Raw genomic sequence first — 20,679 nt, forward strand, 5'->3', positions numbered from 1 at the left:
ATGATTTAAAAAGATATTTAATGCATAAGCCATAACGCCTACGCTATTAAGCACCAAAATGGTGCAAACACGTTTCATTTTGTGTGATTTACCTACGATTTTGGAATAACCACAAAATTAGCATGCTAAGCAATAACGTTACTTATTTCACACTTTTAACTTATACCAATCTGATTAGTAGAAATGGCGCGAGTAATTCTATCTTTAATCTGTTTTTTACTCATTGGGGTCAATCATAGTGAGTAATGGCACGTAACAGGCAAAATACCCTATCAACTGATTAAATAAATTACGCTATTAAAGTGTGAAAGGAAAAACGGCGCCACAGGTCACTTACCTGTGGCGTAATGAACGGGTGAGATTAAAACAGGGTACTACGCGGGACTTCGGTCAACATCATGCCTGCACGCAACCCCAATGCCACCTTGGGGTTGGGAAACAACACCCACTCCTTTTCATGCTGCACCCGATAGCTTTCCCCCGGCTGCTCATACAATAAAGTTCCCTGCGGCAGAGCGGTAAAATTGGCAGTATCATCGCTTAAATAGAGTTTGAACGATTCACTGCGTTTAATCAGCGACCGCTCGACGCGGAACACCCGAATCGGAGCCTCCCCCCGCAAAGGAAGAGATTGCCCGCAGACCAGCGCCTGCAGCGCTTTATTGATAGCGGAAAACTGCTGCAGGTCGTTACTGCCAAAGGGACGCGCCTTGCCCAATTCGAGGGTACAGCTGGCCGCCTGCGCATGCTCGCTGGAAAAGTGGCTGAACGTGCCGCCGGGCGCTTGATGTATCACTAATGCATCCAACTCGGCGGCGTCTAGTAACGCCAACATCTCGGGGCTGTAACTCTGCGGTTGATAGGGCAGGATACCAAAGCGTGGCAACAGCGATCCGCGGATCGCCGTGTGTAAATCGTAATGAAAGCGGGTAGCCTGCTCCCCGGCAAAGAAACTGCTGACCGCTTGTTCTAACTGCTGCGCCCGCGCCGTTTCACCAGAGGGCTCAAACTGCTGATGGCGGCCACCAAACATGCGATTCATATCGCTTGCCAGATAACGTTGATTGGTTCGCATCGCAGGTGGATTGCCCAACACCACCAGCAAGCGCACCGTCAATGGCCGCACGCCTGCGAAGATCTCGTTCACTAGCCGATCAAGCAGTTCGATTGGCGCCGTTTCATTGCCGTGAATACCGGCAGAAAGCACCACGGCTTGCCGATAGTCTTGCAGCGGAATGAGCTCCAATAGCCCTTCCCCCAGCCACTTCCAGCGCAGTGCAGCATTTTCACCCTGGGAGGTCGCGGGTGGAGTTCCAGCCAACGTTAGGGCCAATAAATTGCTCACTATTGCCTCCGGTTACTGTTGGAACGGGTAAACATTACCCAGCCCAAGGATAGAAGTCAGGGCATCCAGCGCCGCACGCCCTTCATGCAGCAGTTGCGGGTCTGCCAGATCCTCCTGTACCAGACGATCGCGGTAATAGCGGTCTACCCAGTCGTTCAGGGTGGCAAACAGCGTATCGTTCATCATCACCCGTGGGTTCACCGCCCTCAACTCGGCACCGTTCAGCGCCACGCGTAAACGCAGGCAAGCCGGGCCACCGCCGTTGCGCATACTTTCGCGCAGGTCGAACACCTTGATCTCGTCGATTGGCCCACCGCTGGCCACCATCTCCGACAGATAATGCCAAACGCCAGGATGCTGGCGGGACTCTTCCGGCACCACGATCATCATCTTGCCATCGGCTTTGGTCAGGATCTGGCTGTTAAACAGGTAGGTCGCCACCGCATCCCCTACGCTGACACGGGAGGTTGGCACTTCTATCGCCACCAGTTCCGTCTCCAGCGAGGCCATCTTGCGGCGGATTTGATCCAGCCCCTGCTGCTGGTGCAGGAACGCCTGCTGATGATGGAACAGCACCTGCTGATTGCTGACGGCGATCACGTCGTTATGAAAAACGCCCTGGTCGATCACCGCCGGATTTTGTTGCAGAAATACCGTGTGTTGCTCGTGCAACTGATGCAGGCGGGCGATCGCCTCACTGGCCTCGCGCGTCTGGCGAGCCGGGTAACGCGTGGGAGCACTTTCCCCGCCAAACTCCTGCTTTCCATACACAAAAACCTGCACCCCGCGTTTGGCATAGTCGCCCCCAAGGCGGTTATGGTTGGCGGCGCCCTCATCCCCAAAGAGTGCCACCTGCGGTAAGGCATCATGGTGAGCAAAGTATTGCTCATCTTTAAAGATGGCACGCAGCACGCTGGAGGTGGTTTCGGCCTCAATCGCGCGATGGAATTTGTTATTCAGGTTGGCGGCGGTGAAATGCACTTTACCATCCTGACTGTCTGGCGAAGGTGAAACCGTCGCGGCATTGGCCGTCCACATGGATGAAGCCGAACTAAGCGCCGAGAGCAGGCGCGGTGAGGTGCGCATCGCCTGGGCCAGTACGCTTTCGTCGCTGCCGCTGAAGCCCAATTTACGTAGCGTAGGGAGATGAGGCCGTTCCTGCGGTGGCAACACGCCCTGCTGGAAGCCCATATCTGCCAGCGCTTTCATTTTCAGCAGCCCCTGCTTTGCCGCCAGCTTGGGGTTCGACACGCTGTTACGGTGCTGCGTCGAAGCCTCGTTGCCAAACGACAGCCCGGCATAGTGGTGCGTCAAGCCAACCAACCCATCAAAATTGACTTCATATCCGGACATTTTGCTCTCCTGTAGACTGCGAACGGTAATGCCTGGGGCAGATCAGTTAAATATCAGGCCCGGTGACAGGCTGGTTGGCAGCGTCAGACTGGCACTTTCCAGCGAAGCCATCGGCCAAGCGCAGTAATCTGCCGCATAGAACGCACTTGGACGATGGTTGCCGGAAGCTCCTACACCACCGAAAGGTGCCGCACTAGAAGCCCCGGTCAGCGGCTTGTTCCAGTTGACAATACCGGCTCGCGCCTCCAGCAACAGCCGTTCGAACTGCTCCCGCTGCGGGGACACCAGACCAACGGACAGGCCATAGCGCGTGTTATTAGCCATGCGCAGCGCCTGGTCGAAATGGTCGTAACGAATGATCGTGGTCAGCGGGCCAAAATATTCTTCGTCTGGCACGTCCGCCACGCCGGTCACATCGATAATGCCAGGGCTTAATAACGCGCTGCCGCTTTCCAGCGATTTCATGGTCAACAAAGCTTTGCCGCCCAATGCCAACAGATGGTGCTGAGCTGCCAGCATGTTCTCTGCCGCAGCGGAGGAAATCACCCCGCCCATAAACGGCTGAGGTTCAGCATCCCAACGGCCGATGCGCAGCGTAGATGCCACCTGAACCAGGCGTGTAATAAAGGCATCGCCCTGCGGCCCGCTTTTCACCAAAATACGACGAGCACAGGTACAGCGCTGTCCGGCAGAAATAAACGCCGATTGAATGGCCAGATTCACCGCCGCGTCACAATCTTCTACCTGTTCGACGATCAGCGCGTTGTTGCCACCCATCTCCAACGCCAGGATCTTTTCTGGCTGACCGGCCAATTGGCGATGCAGGTGATAGCCGGTGCCAGCACTGCCGGTAAACAGCAGCCCATCAATATCGGCACAGCTTGCCAAGGCCTCACCGGTTTCACGTCCACCTTGCACCAGATTGATCACCCCATTCGGCAAACCCGCCTGCAGCCACAGCTGTAACGTCACCTCCGCCGTCAACGGCGTCAATTCGCTGGGTTTGAACACCACGCAGTTGCCCGCCAGCAGCGCCGGAACGATATGCCCATTCGGTAAGTGACCAGGGAAGTTATACGGGCCAAACACCGCCAGCACGCCATGCGGCCGATGGCGTAACACCGAGGCTCCGTCGGCCATCGCCGTTTCCGTCACCCCAGTACGCGCCTGATAGGCCTGTAATGAAATGTCCACCTTGCCAATCATCGCCTGGACTTCGGTCAAGGTTTCCCAGCGAGGTTTAATGGTTTCACGGCTGATGGTCTCGGCCAGATGTTGTTTATGCTCTTCCAGCAACGCCGCGAAGCGTTTTACCAACTGTTCGCGCTGTGCAAACGGCGTGCGCGCCCAAGCAGGAAAAGCCTCGCGTGCAGCTGTGCAGGCCGCAGTCACGTCGTCAATATTAGCCGAATTGGCTTGCCACAGCGGCAGGTTATCCAACGGATCGGTTTTGCTGAATTCAGCGCCCCGGCCAGCCAGCCAGACGCCATTAATTAACAATGCAGGATGCGACATTACACTTTCTCCTGAGCGATAAGCTTGATGACCCGTACCGGGCTCCCCTGTTCGACGCCCAGCGCCGCAGCCGTCTCGGCGTTGATACGCAGGCGATCATCATGCAGTTGGGCATGTACCAACAGGGCGCGATAATTCTGATAGTTGTCGTTGGCCACCAGGTAGGCCGGAGCCTCGCTGAATACCTGTGCATCATCCAGCACCACCTTCACCAGTTTGCTGCGCTTGACCGCGCGGATCTCGTCGATCTCGGCTTCCAGCGTCGGGCCTCCGTCAAAGATATCGACGTAGCCCTGGTAGCGCAGCCCTTCGGCTTCCAGCAGCTTGCGCGCTGGTGCGGTTTGCGGGTGAACTTCGCCGATCACCTTCTGCGCATCTTCGGCCAGAAAGTCGACGTACAGCGGGTGTTTCGGCATCAGTTCGGCGATAAACGCCTTTTGCCCGGTGCCGCTGAGATAGTCCGCCTTGGCGAACTCGATAGAAAAGAAGTGGCGGCCAACGCTTTCCCAGAAGGGGGAACGGCCATTCTCATCGGAATAACCTCGCATTTCCGCGATCACTTTGCGGGAGAATTGATTACGAAATGCGGCCATAAACAGGAAGCGGACCTTTGACAGCAGTTTGCCATTCTCGCCATGGCGGTAGTCCGGATCGAGGAACAGCGTACAGAGCTCCGAATGGCCGGTATGATCGTTGCTTAAAAACAGCGTTGGCACCGATTTATAGACATTAAGCTGCTTTGAGGCATGCACCTGGGTACCCACGCGGAAGCTATACCAGGGTTCGGTCAACCCAACCGCGACTTCGATCGCACTGACGCCTACGACCTGTTGCCGTTCAGTATCCTCCATCACAAACAGATAGCAGCGATCGCTTTGGGGAAGTTCGCCTTGCCAGGTTTTTAACGCCCGCTCAATACGTGCCGACAGCGTCTCTTCATTCTGCGGCAAAGAGGTGAGGCCAATACCGGATTTACCGGCGAGCGTCAGCAGGTCAGCCAGGTCACGACGCTCTATGGGGCGGATAATCATCATAATGCGAACCTCGGAAGTCATCGGCTGCGCACCGGGCGCAGCCGCCTTGATTAGCTGCAAATCCGCGCCACAGCACGCGCGAATCGCGCCAGCCCCTCTTTCACATCCTGTTCAGGGATGATCAGCGAAGGCGTAAAGCGCACCACGTCCGGGCCTGCGATCAGGGCTATCACCCCCTCCTCGTTAGCCAGTTGGGTGATCTGCTTGGCTCTACCGGCATATTCCGGGTTCAGAGCGCAACCAATTAACAGCCCCGCCCCGCGGATTTCGCTAAAGATCGGATACTGTAGGTTGATTTCCGTGAGCCCGGCGATAAACCACTCGAGACGCTGCTTCACCCCATCAAGTACTTCCGGAGTGTTAATCAGCGAGAACACCACCCCAGCTACCGCCGCCGCCAGCGGGTTACCGCCGTAGGTGGTGCCGTGAGTGCCAACGCCCAGGGTTTTCGCCAGTTTGTCGGTAGTGATCATCGCGCCGATTGGGAAACCGCCGCCCAAAGCCTTGGCGGTGGTCAACACGTCCGGCACTATCCCGTAATTCATGTAGGCATACAGCGAACCTGTTCGGCCCACGCCGGTTTGCACCTCATCAAAGATCAGCAGTGCGCCGTGGCGATCGCAAAGTTCACGCAACCCTTGCAGGAATTGCGCTTGTGCCGGTACCACACCGCCCTCACCCTGAATCGGCTCAACGATCACCGCGCAGGTACGGTCATTAATCACTTGCGCAGCCGCCGCCAGATCGTTAAACGGCGTGTGGGTAATACCGCCAGGCAGTGGCGCAAAATCCTGTGAATATTTTGGTTGGCCCCCGGCAGACACGGTAAACAGGGTGCGGCCATGAAACGCGTTATTGAACGCGACGATCTGATTCTTTTCTCTGTTGCCACTATCCAGGGCATATTTGCGCGCCAGCTTCAGCGCGGCTTCGTTAGCTTCTGCGCCGGAGTTGCAGAAAAATACTTTGTCGGCAAAGGTGGCATCAATCAGCTGTTTGGCCAGGCGCAACACCGGCTCGTTGGTATAACCGTTGCCCAGATGCCAAAGCTTGCCTGCCTGTTCGACCAGCGCCGCTAACACCTGCGGATGGGCGTGGCCCAGAGCATTGACGGCAATGCCTCCGGCGAAATCAATATAGGATTTCCCCTGCTGATCCCAAACCTGTGAGCCTTCTCCCCGCACCAAAATAAAATCCGCAGGGGCATAAACCGGGATCATCCAGTCGTCGAAAGACTGGCGGGTAACTGCGATTGGCTGTTCCATAATGACCTCATAACGTCAGCAAAGGCTGAATTTTGGCGGTAAGGACCGCTCTGGCGGCGCAAGACCGGCGAAAAAGCAAATTAACCCTATTATTCGGTGTCTTTTCCGGCCGACGATAATGCTGCTCACCGCCGCCTATTCAGATACAAACCTGTTACATAAAATCGGTTATTCACTATTAATGCCGCATTTAGCACCCCGGAGCGGGGAATAAATGTTAATAAGTAGTTAAAATACAGCCCATTTGATAAATAGTGTAGAGCAGCTATCGTGCCAGAACGGGATTTTTGACGGATTTACTAATTTTTTTCGTTAAAACAAGGAGTTATATTGCATAAATATTCAATAATTATGCATTTGTAATGATTAAAGGCAAAAATAGGGCCTAAAATCATCAGCACCGGAGAAATCCTATTCAATCGCAAAATTCTTCCACTTTTCTGATCCTGCTCGCAAAAATAATTACGCCAGATGGCGGGATCGCCGCCCTTTTGCACCGCAATCGTGCAATGCGCCCTCATTTAGCGCAGCAACGCGCCCCCTCACCCTAATCCTCTCCCACAGGGAGGGAGAGAGACAGTCCGTGCCACGGTTTATCTGGGTATTCGTCCTTGGGGAGGGGACCGTTCGAGTGGATCTGAAACTTGTTATGGTCTAATGATCGGTCTCCCTACGGGTTAACCCCCAGTCTTTGACTACACTGTTAAGCTATCCCCTACTCAATGTTCCTCCTCAACCTTAGGATCCCAACATGAGCAAAAAAACCTTTGATGCCACCCAGCCCGCAGCGGTTAAAGACGTAGCCGCCTTTCTGGCGCAGTTAAATGCCAGCGGCGGCAAACCGATGGAACAGATGAAGCCGAAAGAGGCACGTAAGGTGTTGGAAGGCGCACAACGCAGCGTGGAGGTGGTACAGCGTGAGGTCGAAATTGAAGAAAAAACCATTCACGTGGCCGGTCAGGACATCCTGCTGCACATCGTGCGCCCGCCACGAGTGAAAGGTAAATTGCCGGTATTTATGTTTTTCCACGGCGGAGGTTGGGTATTGGGCGACTTCCCGACCCACGAACGATTGGTGCGCGATCTGGTTTACAGCTCAGGAGCGGTAGCGGTATTTGTCAATTACACACCGTCACCAGAAGCCCACTATCCCACCGCCATCGAGCAAGCCTACGCGGCCACGGAATGGGTGGCGGAATACGGAGAGAAAATCAACGTCGATGGCAGCCGACTGGCGGTAGTGGGCAATAGCGTTGGCGGTAACATGGCGACGGTGGTGAGCCTGATGGCTAAAGCGCGAGGCACACCGGCACTGCGCTGCCAAATCCTGCTGTGGCCGGTCACCCACGCCAGTTTTGATCGCGATTCCTATCATCAGTTTGCCGAAGGCCATTTCCTGACGCGCAATATGATGAAGTGGTTTTGGGACAACTACACCACCGACAAGGCCCAGCGTAAGGAGATCTACGCCTCACCGCTCAATGCGAGCCTGGAACAGCTGCAAGGGCTGCCACCTGCGCTGATCCAAACCGCCGAACTGGACGTACTGCGGGATGAGGGGGAAGCCTACGCCCGCCTGCTGAACGCGGCTGGCGTCGAGGTGACCGCCACCCGCTACAATGGGCTGATCCACGATTACGGCCTGTTAAACCCGCTCGCCCAGGTTCCGGCGGTCCATTCGGCTATTCATCAGGCCGGACGCGCATTGAAGCATTATCTGGCCTAGCCCAGGTTACGGATCAGCCTGGCCAAGGTCTTGATGGCGGTTTCAAGCCTGTCGCTCCACTCGAAAGAGGCGTTCAGGCGAAAACAGTGGTTGAAACGATCGCCGGTAGTGAACATTCGCCCCGGCGCAATACTGATGCCCTCTGCCAGCGCACGCTGGTAAAGCTCCATGGAAGACTGTGTCGCCTCCAGCTCCAGCCACAGGAAATAGCCTCCGTCCGGCTGGCTGACCTTCACCGTTGGCGGGAAGTGATGGGCGATCGCCTGATGCATGGCGCTTTGGCGCTGGGCCAATAAACGCCGCAGGCGACGCAGATGGGTATCATAGCCGCCATGCAGCAGATAATCGGCGATCGCCATCTGGGTCGGCACGCTGGTTGAAACAGTGCTCATAAGTTGCAAGCGCTGGATCTGCGGCGCATATCGCCCTGCCGCCACCCAGCCCACACGGAACCCCGGAGCCAGACATTTTGAGAACGACGAACAGTGCAAAATCTGTCCGCCCTGATCCAACGCCTTGGCAGGCAAGGGCCGCTCGGCGCTGAAATAAAGCTCGCCGTACACATCATCTTCCAGCAACGAGATCTGATGCTCACGCAGCATCGTCACCAGCCGTTTTTTATTCTCGTCCGACATGCTCGACCCTTGCGGGTTCTGGAAATGGGTCATCAACCAGCAGGCCTTGATCGGATACTGCTCAATCGCCTGCTGTAACGAATCCAGATCGATCCCGTGCTGCGGGTGGGTAGCGATCGCCACCGCTTTCAGCTTCAGGCGTTCCAGCGCCTGCAACGCGCCGTAAAATGCCGGGGATTCAATCGCCACCGTGTCCCCCGGCTGCGTCACCGCTTGCAGGCTGAGGCTTAACGACTCCATCGCCCCGGCGGTGATCACAATCTCATCTGGGGAGACCTGCATCCCATTCAGCGCATAGCGTTGGGCAATATGGCGACGCAATGCCTCGTTGCCGGGTGGCAAATTAGCAAGCGAACTGTGAGGCGTGAATTTCCGGGCGACGCTGCTCAGCGCCCTGGCCAACTTGGGTTGCATAAACAGGGTGGCATCCGGGAAAGCCGAGCCGAAGGGCACAATTTCTGGATCCTTACAGGCTTGCAGCACGTCAAAGATAAAGGCGTTGATATCCACCTGTTCGCTCACCAGCAGTTTTTCACCCCGGATGGGCTGCGGTAACGCCTGTGAACGGGCCGCCACATAGTAACCAGACTGAGGCCGCGCTACGATCCAGCCCTGGCTTTCCAGTAGCTGGTATGACTGCACCACCGTCATCAGGCTCAGCCCGGCACGTTTACCACTTTCCCGCAGCGAGGGCAGTTTGTCCCCGGCACGCCATACCCGGTTCTGGATCTGTTCGCGGATCTGCTGGGCAAGCTGTTCATATCTGGTCATACAATTCCAACTGTTATAGGAAAAAGTAAAATAACTGTCACTGTTATCGTTACTCTACTCCATGCTCTACTTAGCGCAAGTTTTAATAAGCAAGCTTTCGCTTTCCTAAGAGGCCGATTATGAACAAATCAAGGAGGCTCCATGTTCGGACTTGATGCATTGGAGCTGGCACGGATCCAGTTCGCCTTCACCGTTTCCTTCCATATTATCTTCCCGGCGATCACCATCGGTATGGCCAGCTATCTGGCGGTGCTCGAAGGCCTATGGCTGAAAACCGGCAATCAGGCTTACCGAGACCTGTACCACTTCTGGTCCAAAATCTTCGCCGTCAACTTTGGCATGGGCGTGGTTTCCGGCCTGGTGATGGCCTATCAGTTCGGCACCAACTGGAGCTTTTTCTCCGAATTTGCCGGCAGTATCACCGGCCCATTGCTGACTTATGAAGTACTGACCGCCTTCTTCCTCGAAGCCGGATTCCTGGGCGTGATGCTGTTTGGCTGGAATCGTGTTGGCCCCGGCCTGCACTTCTTCGCTACCTGTATGGTAGCACTCGGCACGCTGATCTCTACCTTCTGGATCCTGGCTTCCAACAGCTGGATGCAGACCCCGCAGGGGCACGAGATCATCAATGGAGTCGTCGTACCGGTTGACTGGTTCAAAGTGATCTTCAACCCGTCCTTCCCTTACCGCCTGCTGCATATGACCACTGCGGCATTCCTGTCGTCGGCCTTCTTTATCGGTGCCTCAGCGGCCTGGCACCTGCTGCGTGGCCGTGATACGCCAGCCATGCGCAAGATGCTGTCGATGGCCATGTGGATGGCACTGATCGTCGCCCCTATTCAGGCGGTGATCGGCGACGCACACGGTCTCAATACGCTGAAATATCAACCGGCCAAAATCGCCGCCATCGAAGGCCACTGGGAGAACCCGCCAGGAGAGGCCACGCCGTTGATCCTGTTCGGATGGCCGGATATGGAGCGTGAAGAAACCCGTTTCAAGGTGGAAATTCCTTATCTAGGCAGCCTGATCCTTACCCACAGCCTCACCGAGCAGGTTCCGGCGTTGAAATCCTTCGCACCGGAAGATCGCCCGAATTCCACCGTGGTGTTCTGGTCGTTCCGCATCATGGTGGCGCTGGGCATGCTGATGATCCTGGCTGGCGTGTGGAGCCTGTGGCTACGCTGGCGCGGCGGACTCTATCAGTCCAAACCCTTCCTGTACTTCATTCTGTGGATGGGGCCTTCAGGGCTGATTGCCTTGCTGGCGGGGTGGTTCACCACCGAGATTGGCCGCCAGCCGTGGGTCGTCTACGGGCTGCAACGCACCGCCGATGCCGTCTCTGCCCATGGCGACATCCATATGAGTGTGAGCCTGCTGGCCTTTATCGCCGTCTACTGCTCAGTGTTTGGCGTCGGTTATTCCTACATGATGCGCCTGATCCGCAAAGGCCCGCAGGCCCATGAAGGTGACGAGCCAAGCGGCCACGGCACACCGGCACGCCCGCTCTCAGCGGTACACGAAACTTTGGACGACAGGAGCTGAACATGGGTATCGATCTTCCGCTGATTTGGTTTGTGATCATCGTGTTCAGCACCATGATGTACGTGGTCATGGACGGCTTTGATCTGGGCATCGGCATTCTGTTCCCGTGGGTGAAAGACAGCCACGATCGCGACGTAATGATGAATACCGTGGCACCGGTATGGGACGGCAACGAAACCTGGCTGGTGCTTGGCGGGGCCGCCCTGTTTGGGGCTTTCCCACTGGCGTATGCGGTGATCCTGGATGCGTTGGCCATTCCCCTCACACTAATGCTGTTTGGCCTGATCTTCCGCGGCGTGGCCTTTGAGTTCCGCTTCAAGGCCAAACCGGAGAAACGCCATATTTGGGACAAGGCGTTTATCGGCGGCTCAATCCTGGCCACCTTCTGCCAGGGCGTGGTCGTCGGGGCGATTATCGACGGCTTCCCGGTGGAAGGCCGCGCCTATGTTGGCGGCCCCTTCGACTGGTTCACTCCGTTCGCCCTGTTCTGCGGTTTGGGCCTGGTAGTGACCTATGCGTTACTCGGCTGCACCTGGTTGGTCATGAAAACAGCGGGAAACCTGCAGGCCCGGATGCATCGTCTGACCACACCGCTGTTGGTTAGCCTGCTGCTAATCCTGCTGGCCGTCAGCGTCTGGACGCCAATCGCTCACCCTGAAATTGCGACCCGCTGGTTCAGCCTGCCGAACCTGTTCTGGCTGCTGCCGGTGCCGCTGCTGGTGTTGCTCAGCGCCTGGGGGATCTGGCACGGCGTACGCCACGATGCCCACTACTCGCCGTTCCTGCTGACGCTGTTGCTAGTGTTTCTGGGGCTAAGCGGCCTGGGTATCAGCATCTGGCCGCTGCTGATCCCGCCGACTATCACCCTGTGGCAAGCCGCTGCACCGCTACAAAGCCTGGGCTTCATGCTGGTGGGCGCACTGTTTATTATTCCGATTATTTTGGTTTACACCTTCTGGAGCTACTACGTGTTCCGCGGCAAGGTGAGCCATGAGGATGGGTATCATTGATGATGAATAAGACGATGAATGAGAACACCGCCACTATTCCCTGGTGGAAACGCGTCGGCTGGTTGGTGATTATCTGGAGTGCCAGCGTTCTGGGGCTATTTTTGGTCGCTTCGCTATTCCGCCTGCTGATGACCGCCGCCGGGATGAAGCCGGAATAACTTTACGGTTTCCCCATCATCCCCAAAAAACGCTGTTGCATCTGCAACAGCGTTTTCAGATCCAGGCACTGATAATCCAGCCCATGCTGAGCAGCGACTTCGGCAATAATCTTCGCCAGAGCCGGGTAATGCCGATGGCTCCAATGCGGGAACAGATGGTGGGTCAGGTGCAGGTTGGCACCGCCCAGCCAGTAGCCAACCCAGCGTGGCGTGGCCTGCCAGTCGAAGGTGGTGGAAAACAGATGTTGATACCAGCCATGCACCATCTTGCCCTGCTCGGGAACCTGATAAAAATTGGCTTTGGCCCAATGGGTACCGACAATCAACATCACAAACACCAACGACGACAGCATCTGGCTCAGCAGGTAAGTCAACCAGATCGCCATGGCGCTAACCTCAGGCGGCATCAGCCATAGCGGGATTGCCAACGCCAACGTGAAGTGCGCCAGCTTGCTCAGCAAGAAAACACTCCAGCCTTTGCTCCCCTGCAACATCATCTTGGGCGTCATGCGCGTTTTGCCAGCCCGATCCAACCAGTCAAACAGCCAGATGTAATACGGGAAAGTCAGTGCCGCCACTATCGGCCAGTAGTATTGCTGCAAACGCATAAAGGTTTTGCGCTGCTGGAACGGCGTTTGCCGCAGCACGCCATTCGGCTCGATATCCGGATCGTAACCTTCAATGTTGTTGTAGGCATGGTGGAAAATGACGTGGCGCACCCGCCAACAGTCCGCATCCAGCCCCAACGGGATGCTCACAATAAAGTTAAGCCAGTGGTTCAGCCGTGCCTGTTTGAAAAAGGCATTGTGTGAGGCGTCGTGCACCACGTTCACCGTCAACATCATGGCAGAGAAAATAAAGCCGACGTAGCAACCGAAATAGGCCCAGGCATTTTGCTGTTGCAAACTGAGTGCATAAAAGCCCGCGCACACCAGGATCAGCAGCAACACTTTGGCGAACATCCCGCGGTCGGCAAAGCGGTGGTCGCCCCGCTCCGCCAGATAAGCCTGGCTGCCACGCATCAGCGCCAGATGAATGTCGCGGTTCTCCCGTTGGAACGCCAAGGGCCGCAACGGCGTGGTGTCTGGCATTTTCATCGTGGCTGTTGCCCCATCGTACGTAGGAAGCGTTGCTGCTGTTGCAACAGTTCGCGATAGCCGATGCAGCGATAATCCATGGCATAGCGTGGCGCGAGTTCAGCCAGGATGGCGGCCAGCGCGGGATAATGGCGGTGATTCCAGCCGGGGAACAGATGATGGGTGAGATGATAATTCAGCCCACCTGTCAGATGGTGCAACCACTTTGGCGAGGTTTCCCAGTCGCAGGCGGTGGCAAAGTTATGCCGATACCAGCCCTGCGGCATTTGCCCCCCCTCTGGCACCGCGTAAAACTCGGCCTGCGCCCAGTGGGTACCCAACAGTAAGAACACCACCAGCAGCGAGGCCAGCATCTGGCTCAACAGATAAGCGATCAGCACCGTTTGCCAGCCGATACCGTGTTGCTGGCAAACCACCAACGGGATCACCAGCACCACCACTATGTGGCACAGTTTGCTGGCAATAAACACCGCCCAGCCCTTGCGCCCGGCCAGTACACCCTCGGTGGCCAGCGGGGTTTTGCCCAACCGGTCTGACCAATCAAACACCAGCGCAATATAGGGCAGCGACAAGGCAGCAATCAGCGGCCAGTAAAGGTGCTGATAGCGCATGTGCGCCCGCCATTGCTGGAACGGCGTCTGGCGGAAAAAGCCGTTCTCTTCGGTGTCCAGATCGTAATGTTCGACGTTGGCATACACATGGTGATAGCTGACGTGCCGTGTCCGCCAATAGTCCGGATCGACCCCCAGCGGGATCGTCACCAGACGCCCCGCCAGGCGATTCACCCAAGGAGTGCGGGCGAACGCGTTATGCGAAGCGTCATGATTGACGTTAACGTTCAGCAACATGCCCATCATGACAAAGGCAAAGTAACACAGCATAAACGCCAGCCCCTGCTGTTGCATCAGGCTGAGCAGGTAGAAACCCACGCACAACAACAGCAGGACGATAGCCTTGATCCAACGGGCCACATCGGCAAAGCGGTGATCGTCACGGCCGCTCAGATAAGCATGGGCCCGACGTTTCAGTTCACGATGAAACGCCTGTTCCCCATCCGCAGGGAAAGAGAGTGGCGGCAGAGAGTCAGCCATGGACCGCTTCCTTCTGGCGTCCCCAGCCAGCGGCGACGGCGCAGCCATGCACCGCAATGCCGCAAGTCATCAGCCACCAGTAAGGTTGGTGCCACCCCAGCGCCAACAGCAACAACAGTGGAGCGGCCAACGCCACCAGTAACCAGGTCTTTACGCCCCAGCTACGGCCTTCGGCAATCCCCCCCAACGCTACCGCGCCTACCGCCAACAGCATAAACAGTGCCGCCTGCTCGCCGGTCAGGCCGTTGTAGCCATATCCAAAGCGATACACATAGCCCAGCACCAGGGCGAACAGCAGCAACGCACCACTCACCATACACCACGCGGAGCTGCGGAAACGGGCGCTATTGGCCGAAGGTTTGTAAGGCAGCTTGAAGTAGCGCAAAAACGGCTGATTGCTGGCCCAGAACGGATTAACCGAAGATTTCTCCCCGCGTACGCCATAGGCGAAAGGCTCGGTTGGCAGCGACGGGCCAAAGGTGCCAAACAGCTTGTCCCAGAAGATAAAGCTACCGCCAAAATTACGGTTGGAATAGGCCAGATCGTTGACGTGATGCACCCGATGGTGCGCCGGGGTAACAAAGATTTTTTCCAGCCAGCCCAGTTTTGGGGTCAGCGCGTTATGGTTAAACAGCTGAATGCCGTAGTGCAGGATCGAAACGGTGATAAACACCGAAAGCGGCACACCGGCCAACGCCAGCAGCATAAAGAACGGGATCGACGTTAATGACGAATACCACGAGTTACGCACGCCCAACGAAAGGTTGAAATGCTCGCCCTGGTGATGCACCACATGCACCGCCCACAACAGGCGGAAACGGTGATGCAGGCGGTGTAACCAGTAAAAACCAAAGTCCCACGCCAGCAGGGCAAACAGCCACACCAGCGCAATCGGCCAGCTATCGACCAGGCCCAGGCTGTAATGGGTCGCCACTAAGCCATAGCAGAAGATCTCCAGCCCCCGGAACAGCCACAGCATGATATGCCCGGAGTTGAGGTTGAAGATCACATCGTGCCAATCAACGCTGCCCCGGTTGCGCTTTTGCAGCCACAGGGCTTCGCCCAGCACCACGCACAGCATAAAGACTATCGGTATTACCAGATCGGTCATGGTCGTTCTCCCTGACGAAAATCACTGACAATCCATCGAACATGTTGGCAGGCATAGCCGACGGCCATGGCCAACACCGCTCCACTGAGCAAATCCACCAGCAGGTGTCGGCGCAGTTGCAGGATAGAGAAGGCAATCGCCAATCCCCAAAGCGACAACAGCACGCTGCGCCATTTTTTCCGACTGTCCGCCACGGCCCACACGGCCAGGGCCGTCAAGGCTATATGCAACGAGGGTAAACAGTTTTGTTTTGAATCAATCCCGATCAATGCCGCCAGCATGGTGGAGCTGAGTGAACCACCCTGATCGACCGGGTAGTCCAGCGTCGTCGGCCACAGCAGATAGATGGCCCCCGCAACAATAGCGGCAAGCTGCATCGAGCTTCTAAGCCATTTGATCCGGCTCAGCGGGCACAGCAGATAGCACAGCGGAACGATCAGGAAAAAAGACAGGTATAGCCAGATAGCATGCGGGCTAAAGGGAATTGCGCGATCCAGCCAACTCGGCGTCAGCTGATAACCCGCTCCTTGCCATCGGTCAGTGCTGTTATAAATCAGGCCAACAAAGCCCCAGCCCAGCAGCATTTGCCATAGGCGATAGATCACCTCTTTCATGATGCCTCCGGCAAACGCACGATGCGACGGCGTTTGGCATCGAACTGCGGCATGATGCTCTGTGCGGTCAGTTGCCACTCCAGTTGCTGCACCGCGATACCTTGCTGGGTAAACAGCACCATCAGGTGCTGCTGACAATGTTCCAGCTCGGCAGGGCTACAGTCGGCCATCAGATGCAGCCGCTGGCTAGACAACTGGGTTAGGCGATAATCGGCCACGGCGGGTAACGCGTTGGCAATCACACGGCGGCATAGATCGGCAAAGACTCGCTGCGCTGTGCCCTGCGATCCTGGCAGCAAGAGTTGATCGTCACAGCGCCCTTCAATCCGATCCAACGCCATGCTGGCCTGGCCGCATGGGCAAGGCTCCGCACGCCGCACCAGAATATCATCCAGCCGATAACGCACGATCGGCTGCGTACGGCGCGTAAAATCGGTGATCAGCGGGGTAAAGCGCTGCTCATCGATCCACTGTGGCTCCACGTGAATAAACTCTTCGTTCAGATGCAAGGTGCCGTGGCTACAGGTAGCGGCCAGAAAACCTTCGGTGGCCTGATAGACTTCGCCTACGTCGGCAAATACCCGCTTTAGCAATTGGCGATCCTGCGGCTCCAGCACCTCAGCCACTGAGATCACTTTCTTCACTCGCAATTGCAGTTCACCCCGCTCGACCGCGTTAGCCAACGCGCACAATACCTGCGCAGGTGCGACCACGATGGTGGGTTGCTCCCGCTCAATCTGCGGTAAGTGCTCGGCAAAGGGAGCAAACAGATCGTAAAACGTCAGGCTCAACCAGCGGTTGTTGACGCTGTGATACAGATTGTTATCCGCACGTAGAAACAGCGCGACCCGCTCACCGGCAAACACCCCTTGCGGCAACATTTTGGCCAGCATGCCGCCAGCCCAGATCTGCTGTTCCTGCGGGCTGACCACAAACACGCCGCGTCGCCCGGAGGTGCCGGTCGATAAACCTACGCTGTATTTGCCCACTTTTGGGGTGAAGTCGCGATCGGTTTCGCTGCGCCGGGCACAGGCCAACAGCGCCTCCAGTTGCAGCCCAGCGGTATTCATCCGATCAAAATGCGTCATCATGATCGCTTTGTCCATTTCTGGCCATTCGCTCACGGGTAACAGACAGTATGGCCGGAAATAGGGGCTATGCGCCAATACCCGGCGGGCAAAGCGTTTTAACTGACGCGCCTGGTAAGCCTCCAGTTCTGCCCGTTCGGTGAAATGCAATTTGCGCGCTCGCAGGTAGTGCCACAGCGTCATCAGCGGGATCATAAATCCCCCTCATGGCACAACAGGATCTCTGCCGCGCCGCCGTGATGCAGTTGGTTGAGCGCTTCAAGGGTTTGGTAGTAGCTACGCGGATTATCCATGATCAGGTTCGCCAGCCGTGAAGGACCACGCAGTTGCTGGTAGTTCAGCGGCGACCAGGCGGCATCGCTTGCCAGCAGCGTCCAGCCCGCATCGGTTTGGACAAAGGCTCCAAGATGGCCCGCAGCATGGCCCGGCAGAGGCACAATGAGGATTTGCCCTTCGCTGCCTGGTAGTGCATACCCCTGCTGGAACGGTGCCAGTTCGGCTGGCAGACTCTGTAGCGGGAATGACTCCACAAACTGCAATGCGGATTCAAACTCCTCGGGGATCAACCCCGGTATAAACGCCCGCTTCAGGGCGGCAAAGCCGCGCAGCTCACGAGTTTGCTGCCAGCCCTCACCAGAACAAATCATGTTGAGACGGCTGAAATCACGCAGGCCAGCGATATGGTCAGCATGAAAATGGGAAATAATTACCGCCTCAATATCACCCACGCCTACCCCCCGGCTACGCAACTGCTCAAGCAGCGCCTGCTGTGGGCTGAAATAAACCGGGGTAATCTGGCTATACAACCGGAAAATACCGCTGGCGGTGTACTGTTGGAAATAGCTGGCATAACCGGTATCCCATAGCCAGCGACGCTCGCCCACCTCCAGCAGGTAGGCACGAGAAGGGAATTTGCAGCTACGCATCGGCGAGCCACGCAGTGCCATGCAGCCAAGGTGGGTGCAATAACCGATTTCAAAGGTGGTGATATTAGCCATGCGCCGCCATCCCCTGCTGTTTCATCCATTGCCCGGTCAGCTCTATCCCCTGCTCCAGGCTATAACGAGGCCGGTAGCCCAGTTCTTCAATCGCGCGGCTGTTATCCAGCGTCATATCAAAATAGGCGGCCGCCGCGCTGTAGCGCGTCAGCATCGGCTCTTTGCCGGTGAAATGGGCTATCAATTCCATCCCCCCTGCCACCGCCCACAACAGCCGGTAAGGCAATGCCTGCACCCTATATTGCCAGCCTAGCTGTTGGGCCAGCAGTTGGTGCAGCATATCCTCCAGCCGCTGCGGCTGTTGGTTGGTGATGTTATAAATGCCGCCGGAAGGCAAGTTCGCCCGGTTGCTGGCCAGATCCATCGCATGCACTACGTTGAGCACAAAGGTCAGATCCAGATAGGCTTTACCGCCGCCGGGCAGACGCAGAGCACCTTTATCACGCTGCATCTGGGCCAGGATCCTGGGTACGATCACTCGGTCATGCGGGCCAAACAGGCCACGCGGACGCAGGATCAGATAGGTGGTTTGCGGATAGCGATGCAGCAGCGCGTTAATGCTCTGTTCGGCAGCATACTTGCTGGCAGCATAATGATTGGCAAACCGCCGGGCCGGTTCACCTTCGGTAATGTTGTGATGATGCCTGAAATCAAAATAGATCGCCGGCGTCGAGATATGGATAAAGCGTTTCACCCCGCAGCGCCCGGCGGCTTTGGCGAGCTTTTCCGTGACGTAGGTGTTGGCCTGGAAAAACGCCTTGCGATCGCCCCATGGGGAAGATTTAGCGGCACAATGCCAGACGATGTCATACCCCCTCATCAGCTGTTCGCACTGTTCCATCCCGGCGCGGGTCAGATCCAACGGAGTAAACTTTGCCCCCAGTACCACCAACTCACGGCCAACGGCCTCATCACGCCCGGTAGCATGCACCTGATGCCCGGCAGCCAACAACCACTCGGCCGCATTGCGCCCTAACCCACTGGTCGCCCCGGTTATCAAGACTTTCATGGCAGCAGAACCATGCCGCCCAGGGTCAGCCCGGCAGCGGTACCGATCAACATTACCGGCTGATTGGCCTTCAGCCTGTCGGTGATCGCCGCCTCGTGCAGCGCGGAAGGAATTGACGCCGCCACCTGGTTGCCCCGGTAACGATAGATATCCACCAACGCCTCTGGCGCTACATGCAGCCTTTTACGCATATGCTCCAGCGAGAGATGGCTGGCCTGGTGCGGGACCACGGTGGCAATTTGTGGCAAGGTGAGCCCTGCGGCGCTCAGCAAGCGCTCAAGGTAGCCTTCTATCAGCGCAGAAGCCTGGCGGAACAGCTGCTTGCCCTTCATATGGAACAGAAAATCGCTGTCGTTCATCCCGGCGCGCGGGTTACGGCGTGTGCCACCGGCGCGGATTTCACACAGATCGCTGCCTTCCGGATAGGTTTCCATCAGGTAGGACAAAATTCCGCTGCGCCCATCGCCGCGTTCCACAATGGCACAGGCGGCACCATCGCCAAAAATCAGTGAGGACTCTTCATCTTCCCAGTCGATACCGCGCGAGGCGATATCGGCGGAGACAATGGCAATTCGCCGGTAAACGCCTGTGTTGAGAAGCCCAGCCGCCACCTGCAATGCGCTAATAAAGCTGACGCAGCTGGTATTGATATCAAAACCTGCGGTACCTGAGGGTAAGCCAGCGATTTTAAGAATATGCGCGGCACTAAAGGGTAATGCCTGTACGGAAATAGCCGAGGCCGAGATCAACAGATCGATGGAGTCACGCGGGATAGCATGGCGAGCCAGCGCATCATCCAATGCGGCGACGGCCAGTTCGGCCTGGCTGGCCTGATTGCTGGCATGAAAGCGATGAATAATCCCCGAGCGTTTTTCTACATAGCCGACGGGTTTGTTCAATTGCCGATCCAACGCCGAAGATTCGATGCAGCCGGGAGGCAACGCCGCACCGGTCGCGATGATTTTCAGCGGCAGGACGGGGTGGGACAGGTTATCAATGGTCATAGGTGTTCAGTCTGCTTATCCCTAACTCGTTTGGCTTAGCATCCAGCGTAATTAATCAAACCATTTACGCTCTTTTGATCTAGCCCTTATTTAACATCAGCATAATGAAAATCCTAACAGGAAATTTTACTGATTGATTCCGTTCGCTTAACTAACCTGGTAAACCATGCCGTTAACCTAATGGCACAGCCTAGATCAACGCCGAAAAGAGATCTATAAGAATAAGCTGTTTGACCTGGTTCGGGGAGGCTAAGGCAGGCCAGAATCAAAGACTGAGTCAACGATAAAAGGGTGTTGGTTAAGCAGCAATACG

18 protein-coding genes are annotated in these 20,679 nt (G+C 56.5%); 4 read left to right on the top strand and 14 right to left on the bottom strand.

The window, feature by feature from the left end; genetic code table 11:
* Window positions 1–361: 361 nt before the first annotated feature.
* From astE to JHD74_RS03380, 5 genes are read right to left on the bottom strand one after another with little or no spacing between them, the layout of a single operon-like run.
* On the bottom strand, window positions 362–1,345 hold the full coding sequence (gene astE / locus JHD74_RS03360) for a succinylglutamate desuccinylase (RefSeq protein WP_199061684.1): 984 nt from the start codon (window positions 1,343–1,345) through the stop codon (window positions 362–364).
* Between the two features lie 12 nt (window positions 1,346–1,357).
* Window positions 1,358–2,698, bottom strand: a complete 1,341-nt coding sequence (astB, locus tag JHD74_RS03365; protein WP_065684253.1) for an N-succinylarginine dihydrolase — start codon at window positions 2,696–2,698, stop codon at window positions 1,358–1,360.
* 42 nt (window positions 2,699–2,740) lie between these two features.
* Window positions 2,741–4,213 (bottom strand): succinylglutamate-semialdehyde dehydrogenase, encoded by a 1,473-nt coding sequence (gene astD / locus JHD74_RS03370; RefSeq protein WP_199061686.1) that lies wholly within the window; start codon window positions 4,211–4,213, stop codon window positions 2,741–2,743.
* Window positions 4,213–5,247 (bottom strand): arginine N-succinyltransferase, encoded by a 1,035-nt coding sequence (astA, locus tag JHD74_RS03375; protein WP_098931916.1) that lies wholly within the window; start codon window positions 5,245–5,247, stop codon window positions 4,213–4,215. The genes astD and astA overlap by 1 nt, the downstream gene beginning before the upstream one ends.
* A 50-nt stretch (window positions 5,248–5,297) precedes the next feature.
* The gene (locus tag JHD74_RS03380) at window positions 5,298–6,512 is read right to left on the bottom strand and encodes an aspartate aminotransferase family protein (RefSeq protein WP_199061688.1); all 1,215 of its coding nucleotides are present in this window, start codon (window positions 6,510–6,512) and stop codon (window positions 5,298–5,300) included.
* A gap of 751 nt (window positions 6,513–7,263) precedes the next feature.
* Between JHD74_RS03380 and JHD74_RS03385 the strand changes: the two genes are divergently transcribed.
* Window positions 7,264–8,238: an alpha/beta hydrolase gene (locus JHD74_RS03385; RefSeq protein WP_024529743.1), complete on the top strand. Its 975-nt coding sequence runs from the start codon at window positions 7,264–7,266 to the stop codon at window positions 8,236–8,238.
* Here the strand turns inward: JHD74_RS03385 and JHD74_RS03390 are convergent.
* Window positions 8,235–9,644, bottom strand: coding sequence for a PLP-dependent aminotransferase family protein (locus JHD74_RS03390; protein WP_024529744.1), 1,410 nt, complete (start codon window positions 9,642–9,644; stop codon window positions 8,235–8,237). The two genes, JHD74_RS03385 and JHD74_RS03390, sit on opposite strands and share 4 nt — an antisense overlap.
* A 141-nt stretch (window positions 9,645–9,785) precedes the next feature.
* On the opposite strand from JHD74_RS03390, the gene JHD74_RS03395 reads away from it, so the two are divergent.
* The 3 genes from JHD74_RS03395 to JHD74_RS03405 are packed head-to-tail and all read left to right on the top strand — an operon-like array spanning window position 9,786 to window position 12,354.
* On the top strand, window positions 9,786–11,186 hold the full coding sequence (locus JHD74_RS03395) for a cytochrome ubiquinol oxidase subunit I (RefSeq protein WP_059201082.1): 1,401 nt from the start codon (window positions 9,786–9,788) through the stop codon (window positions 11,184–11,186).
* A 2-nt stretch (window positions 11,187–11,188) separates the two neighbouring features.
* Window positions 11,189–12,196 (top strand): cytochrome d ubiquinol oxidase subunit II, encoded by a 1,008-nt coding sequence (gene cydB / locus JHD74_RS03400; RefSeq protein ID WP_199061689.1) that lies wholly within the window; start codon window positions 11,189–11,191, stop codon window positions 12,194–12,196.
* A 14-nt stretch (window positions 12,197–12,210) separates the two neighbouring features.
* The gene (locus JHD74_RS03405) at window positions 12,211–12,354 is read left to right on the top strand and encodes a DUF2474 domain-containing protein (protein ID WP_074028769.1); all 144 of its coding nucleotides are present in this window, start codon (window positions 12,211–12,213) and stop codon (window positions 12,352–12,354) included.
* Window positions 12,355–12,356: 2 nt separating this feature from the next.
* On the opposite strand, the gene JHD74_RS03410 is transcribed toward JHD74_RS03405, so the two are convergent.
* From JHD74_RS03410 to JHD74_RS03445, 8 genes are read right to left on the bottom strand one after another with little or no spacing between them, the layout of a single operon-like run.
* The gene (locus JHD74_RS03410; RefSeq protein ID WP_024529747.1) at window positions 12,357–13,445 is read right to left on the bottom strand and encodes an acyl-CoA desaturase; all 1,089 of its coding nucleotides are present in this window, start codon (window positions 13,443–13,445) and stop codon (window positions 12,357–12,359) included.
* 2 nt (window positions 13,446–13,447) lie between these two features.
* Complete coding sequence (locus tag JHD74_RS03415) at window positions 13,448–14,542, bottom strand: acyl-CoA desaturase (RefSeq protein WP_024529748.1); 1,095 nt, start codon at window positions 14,540–14,542, stop codon at window positions 13,448–13,450.
* Window positions 14,535–15,653, bottom strand: coding sequence for a sterol desaturase family protein (locus JHD74_RS03420; protein ID WP_199061691.1), 1,119 nt, complete (start codon window positions 15,651–15,653; stop codon window positions 14,535–14,537). Before JHD74_RS03420 ends, JHD74_RS03415 begins: the two co-directional genes overlap by 8 nt.
* Complete coding sequence (locus JHD74_RS03425) at window positions 15,650–16,267, bottom strand: phosphatase PAP2 family protein (RefSeq protein WP_199061693.1); 618 nt, start codon at window positions 16,265–16,267, stop codon at window positions 15,650–15,652. The genes JHD74_RS03420 and JHD74_RS03425 overlap by 4 nt, the downstream gene beginning before the upstream one ends.
* Window positions 16,264–17,550 carry a F390 synthetase-related protein gene (locus JHD74_RS03430; RefSeq protein ID WP_199061695.1) on the bottom strand — a complete coding sequence of 429 codons (1,287 nt, stop codon included), beginning with the start codon at window positions 17,548–17,550 and terminating at the stop codon, window positions 16,264–16,266. The genes JHD74_RS03425 and JHD74_RS03430 overlap by 4 nt, the downstream gene beginning before the upstream one ends.
* Entirely contained in the window at window positions 17,547–18,353 is an 807-nt protein-coding gene (locus tag JHD74_RS03435) for an MBL fold metallo-hydrolase (RefSeq protein ID WP_074028566.1), read from the bottom strand. Before JHD74_RS03435 ends, JHD74_RS03430 begins: the two co-directional genes overlap by 4 nt.
* Complete coding sequence (locus tag JHD74_RS03440; protein ID WP_199061697.1) at window positions 18,346–19,362, bottom strand: NAD(P)-dependent oxidoreductase; 1,017 nt, start codon at window positions 19,360–19,362, stop codon at window positions 18,346–18,348. Before JHD74_RS03440 ends, JHD74_RS03435 begins: the two co-directional genes overlap by 8 nt.
* Entirely contained in the window at window positions 19,359–20,366 is a 1,008-nt protein-coding gene (locus tag JHD74_RS03445; protein ID WP_024529754.1) for a 3-oxoacyl-[acyl-carrier-protein] synthase III C-terminal domain-containing protein, read from the bottom strand. The genes JHD74_RS03440 and JHD74_RS03445 overlap by 4 nt, the downstream gene beginning before the upstream one ends.
* Window positions 20,367–20,679 lie beyond the last annotated feature (313 nt).

Source organism: Serratia sp. ASV30 (assembly GCF_016428815.1).
Classification (GTDB): domain Bacteria; phylum Pseudomonadota; class Gammaproteobacteria; order Enterobacterales; family Enterobacteriaceae; genus Chania; species Chania fonticola_C.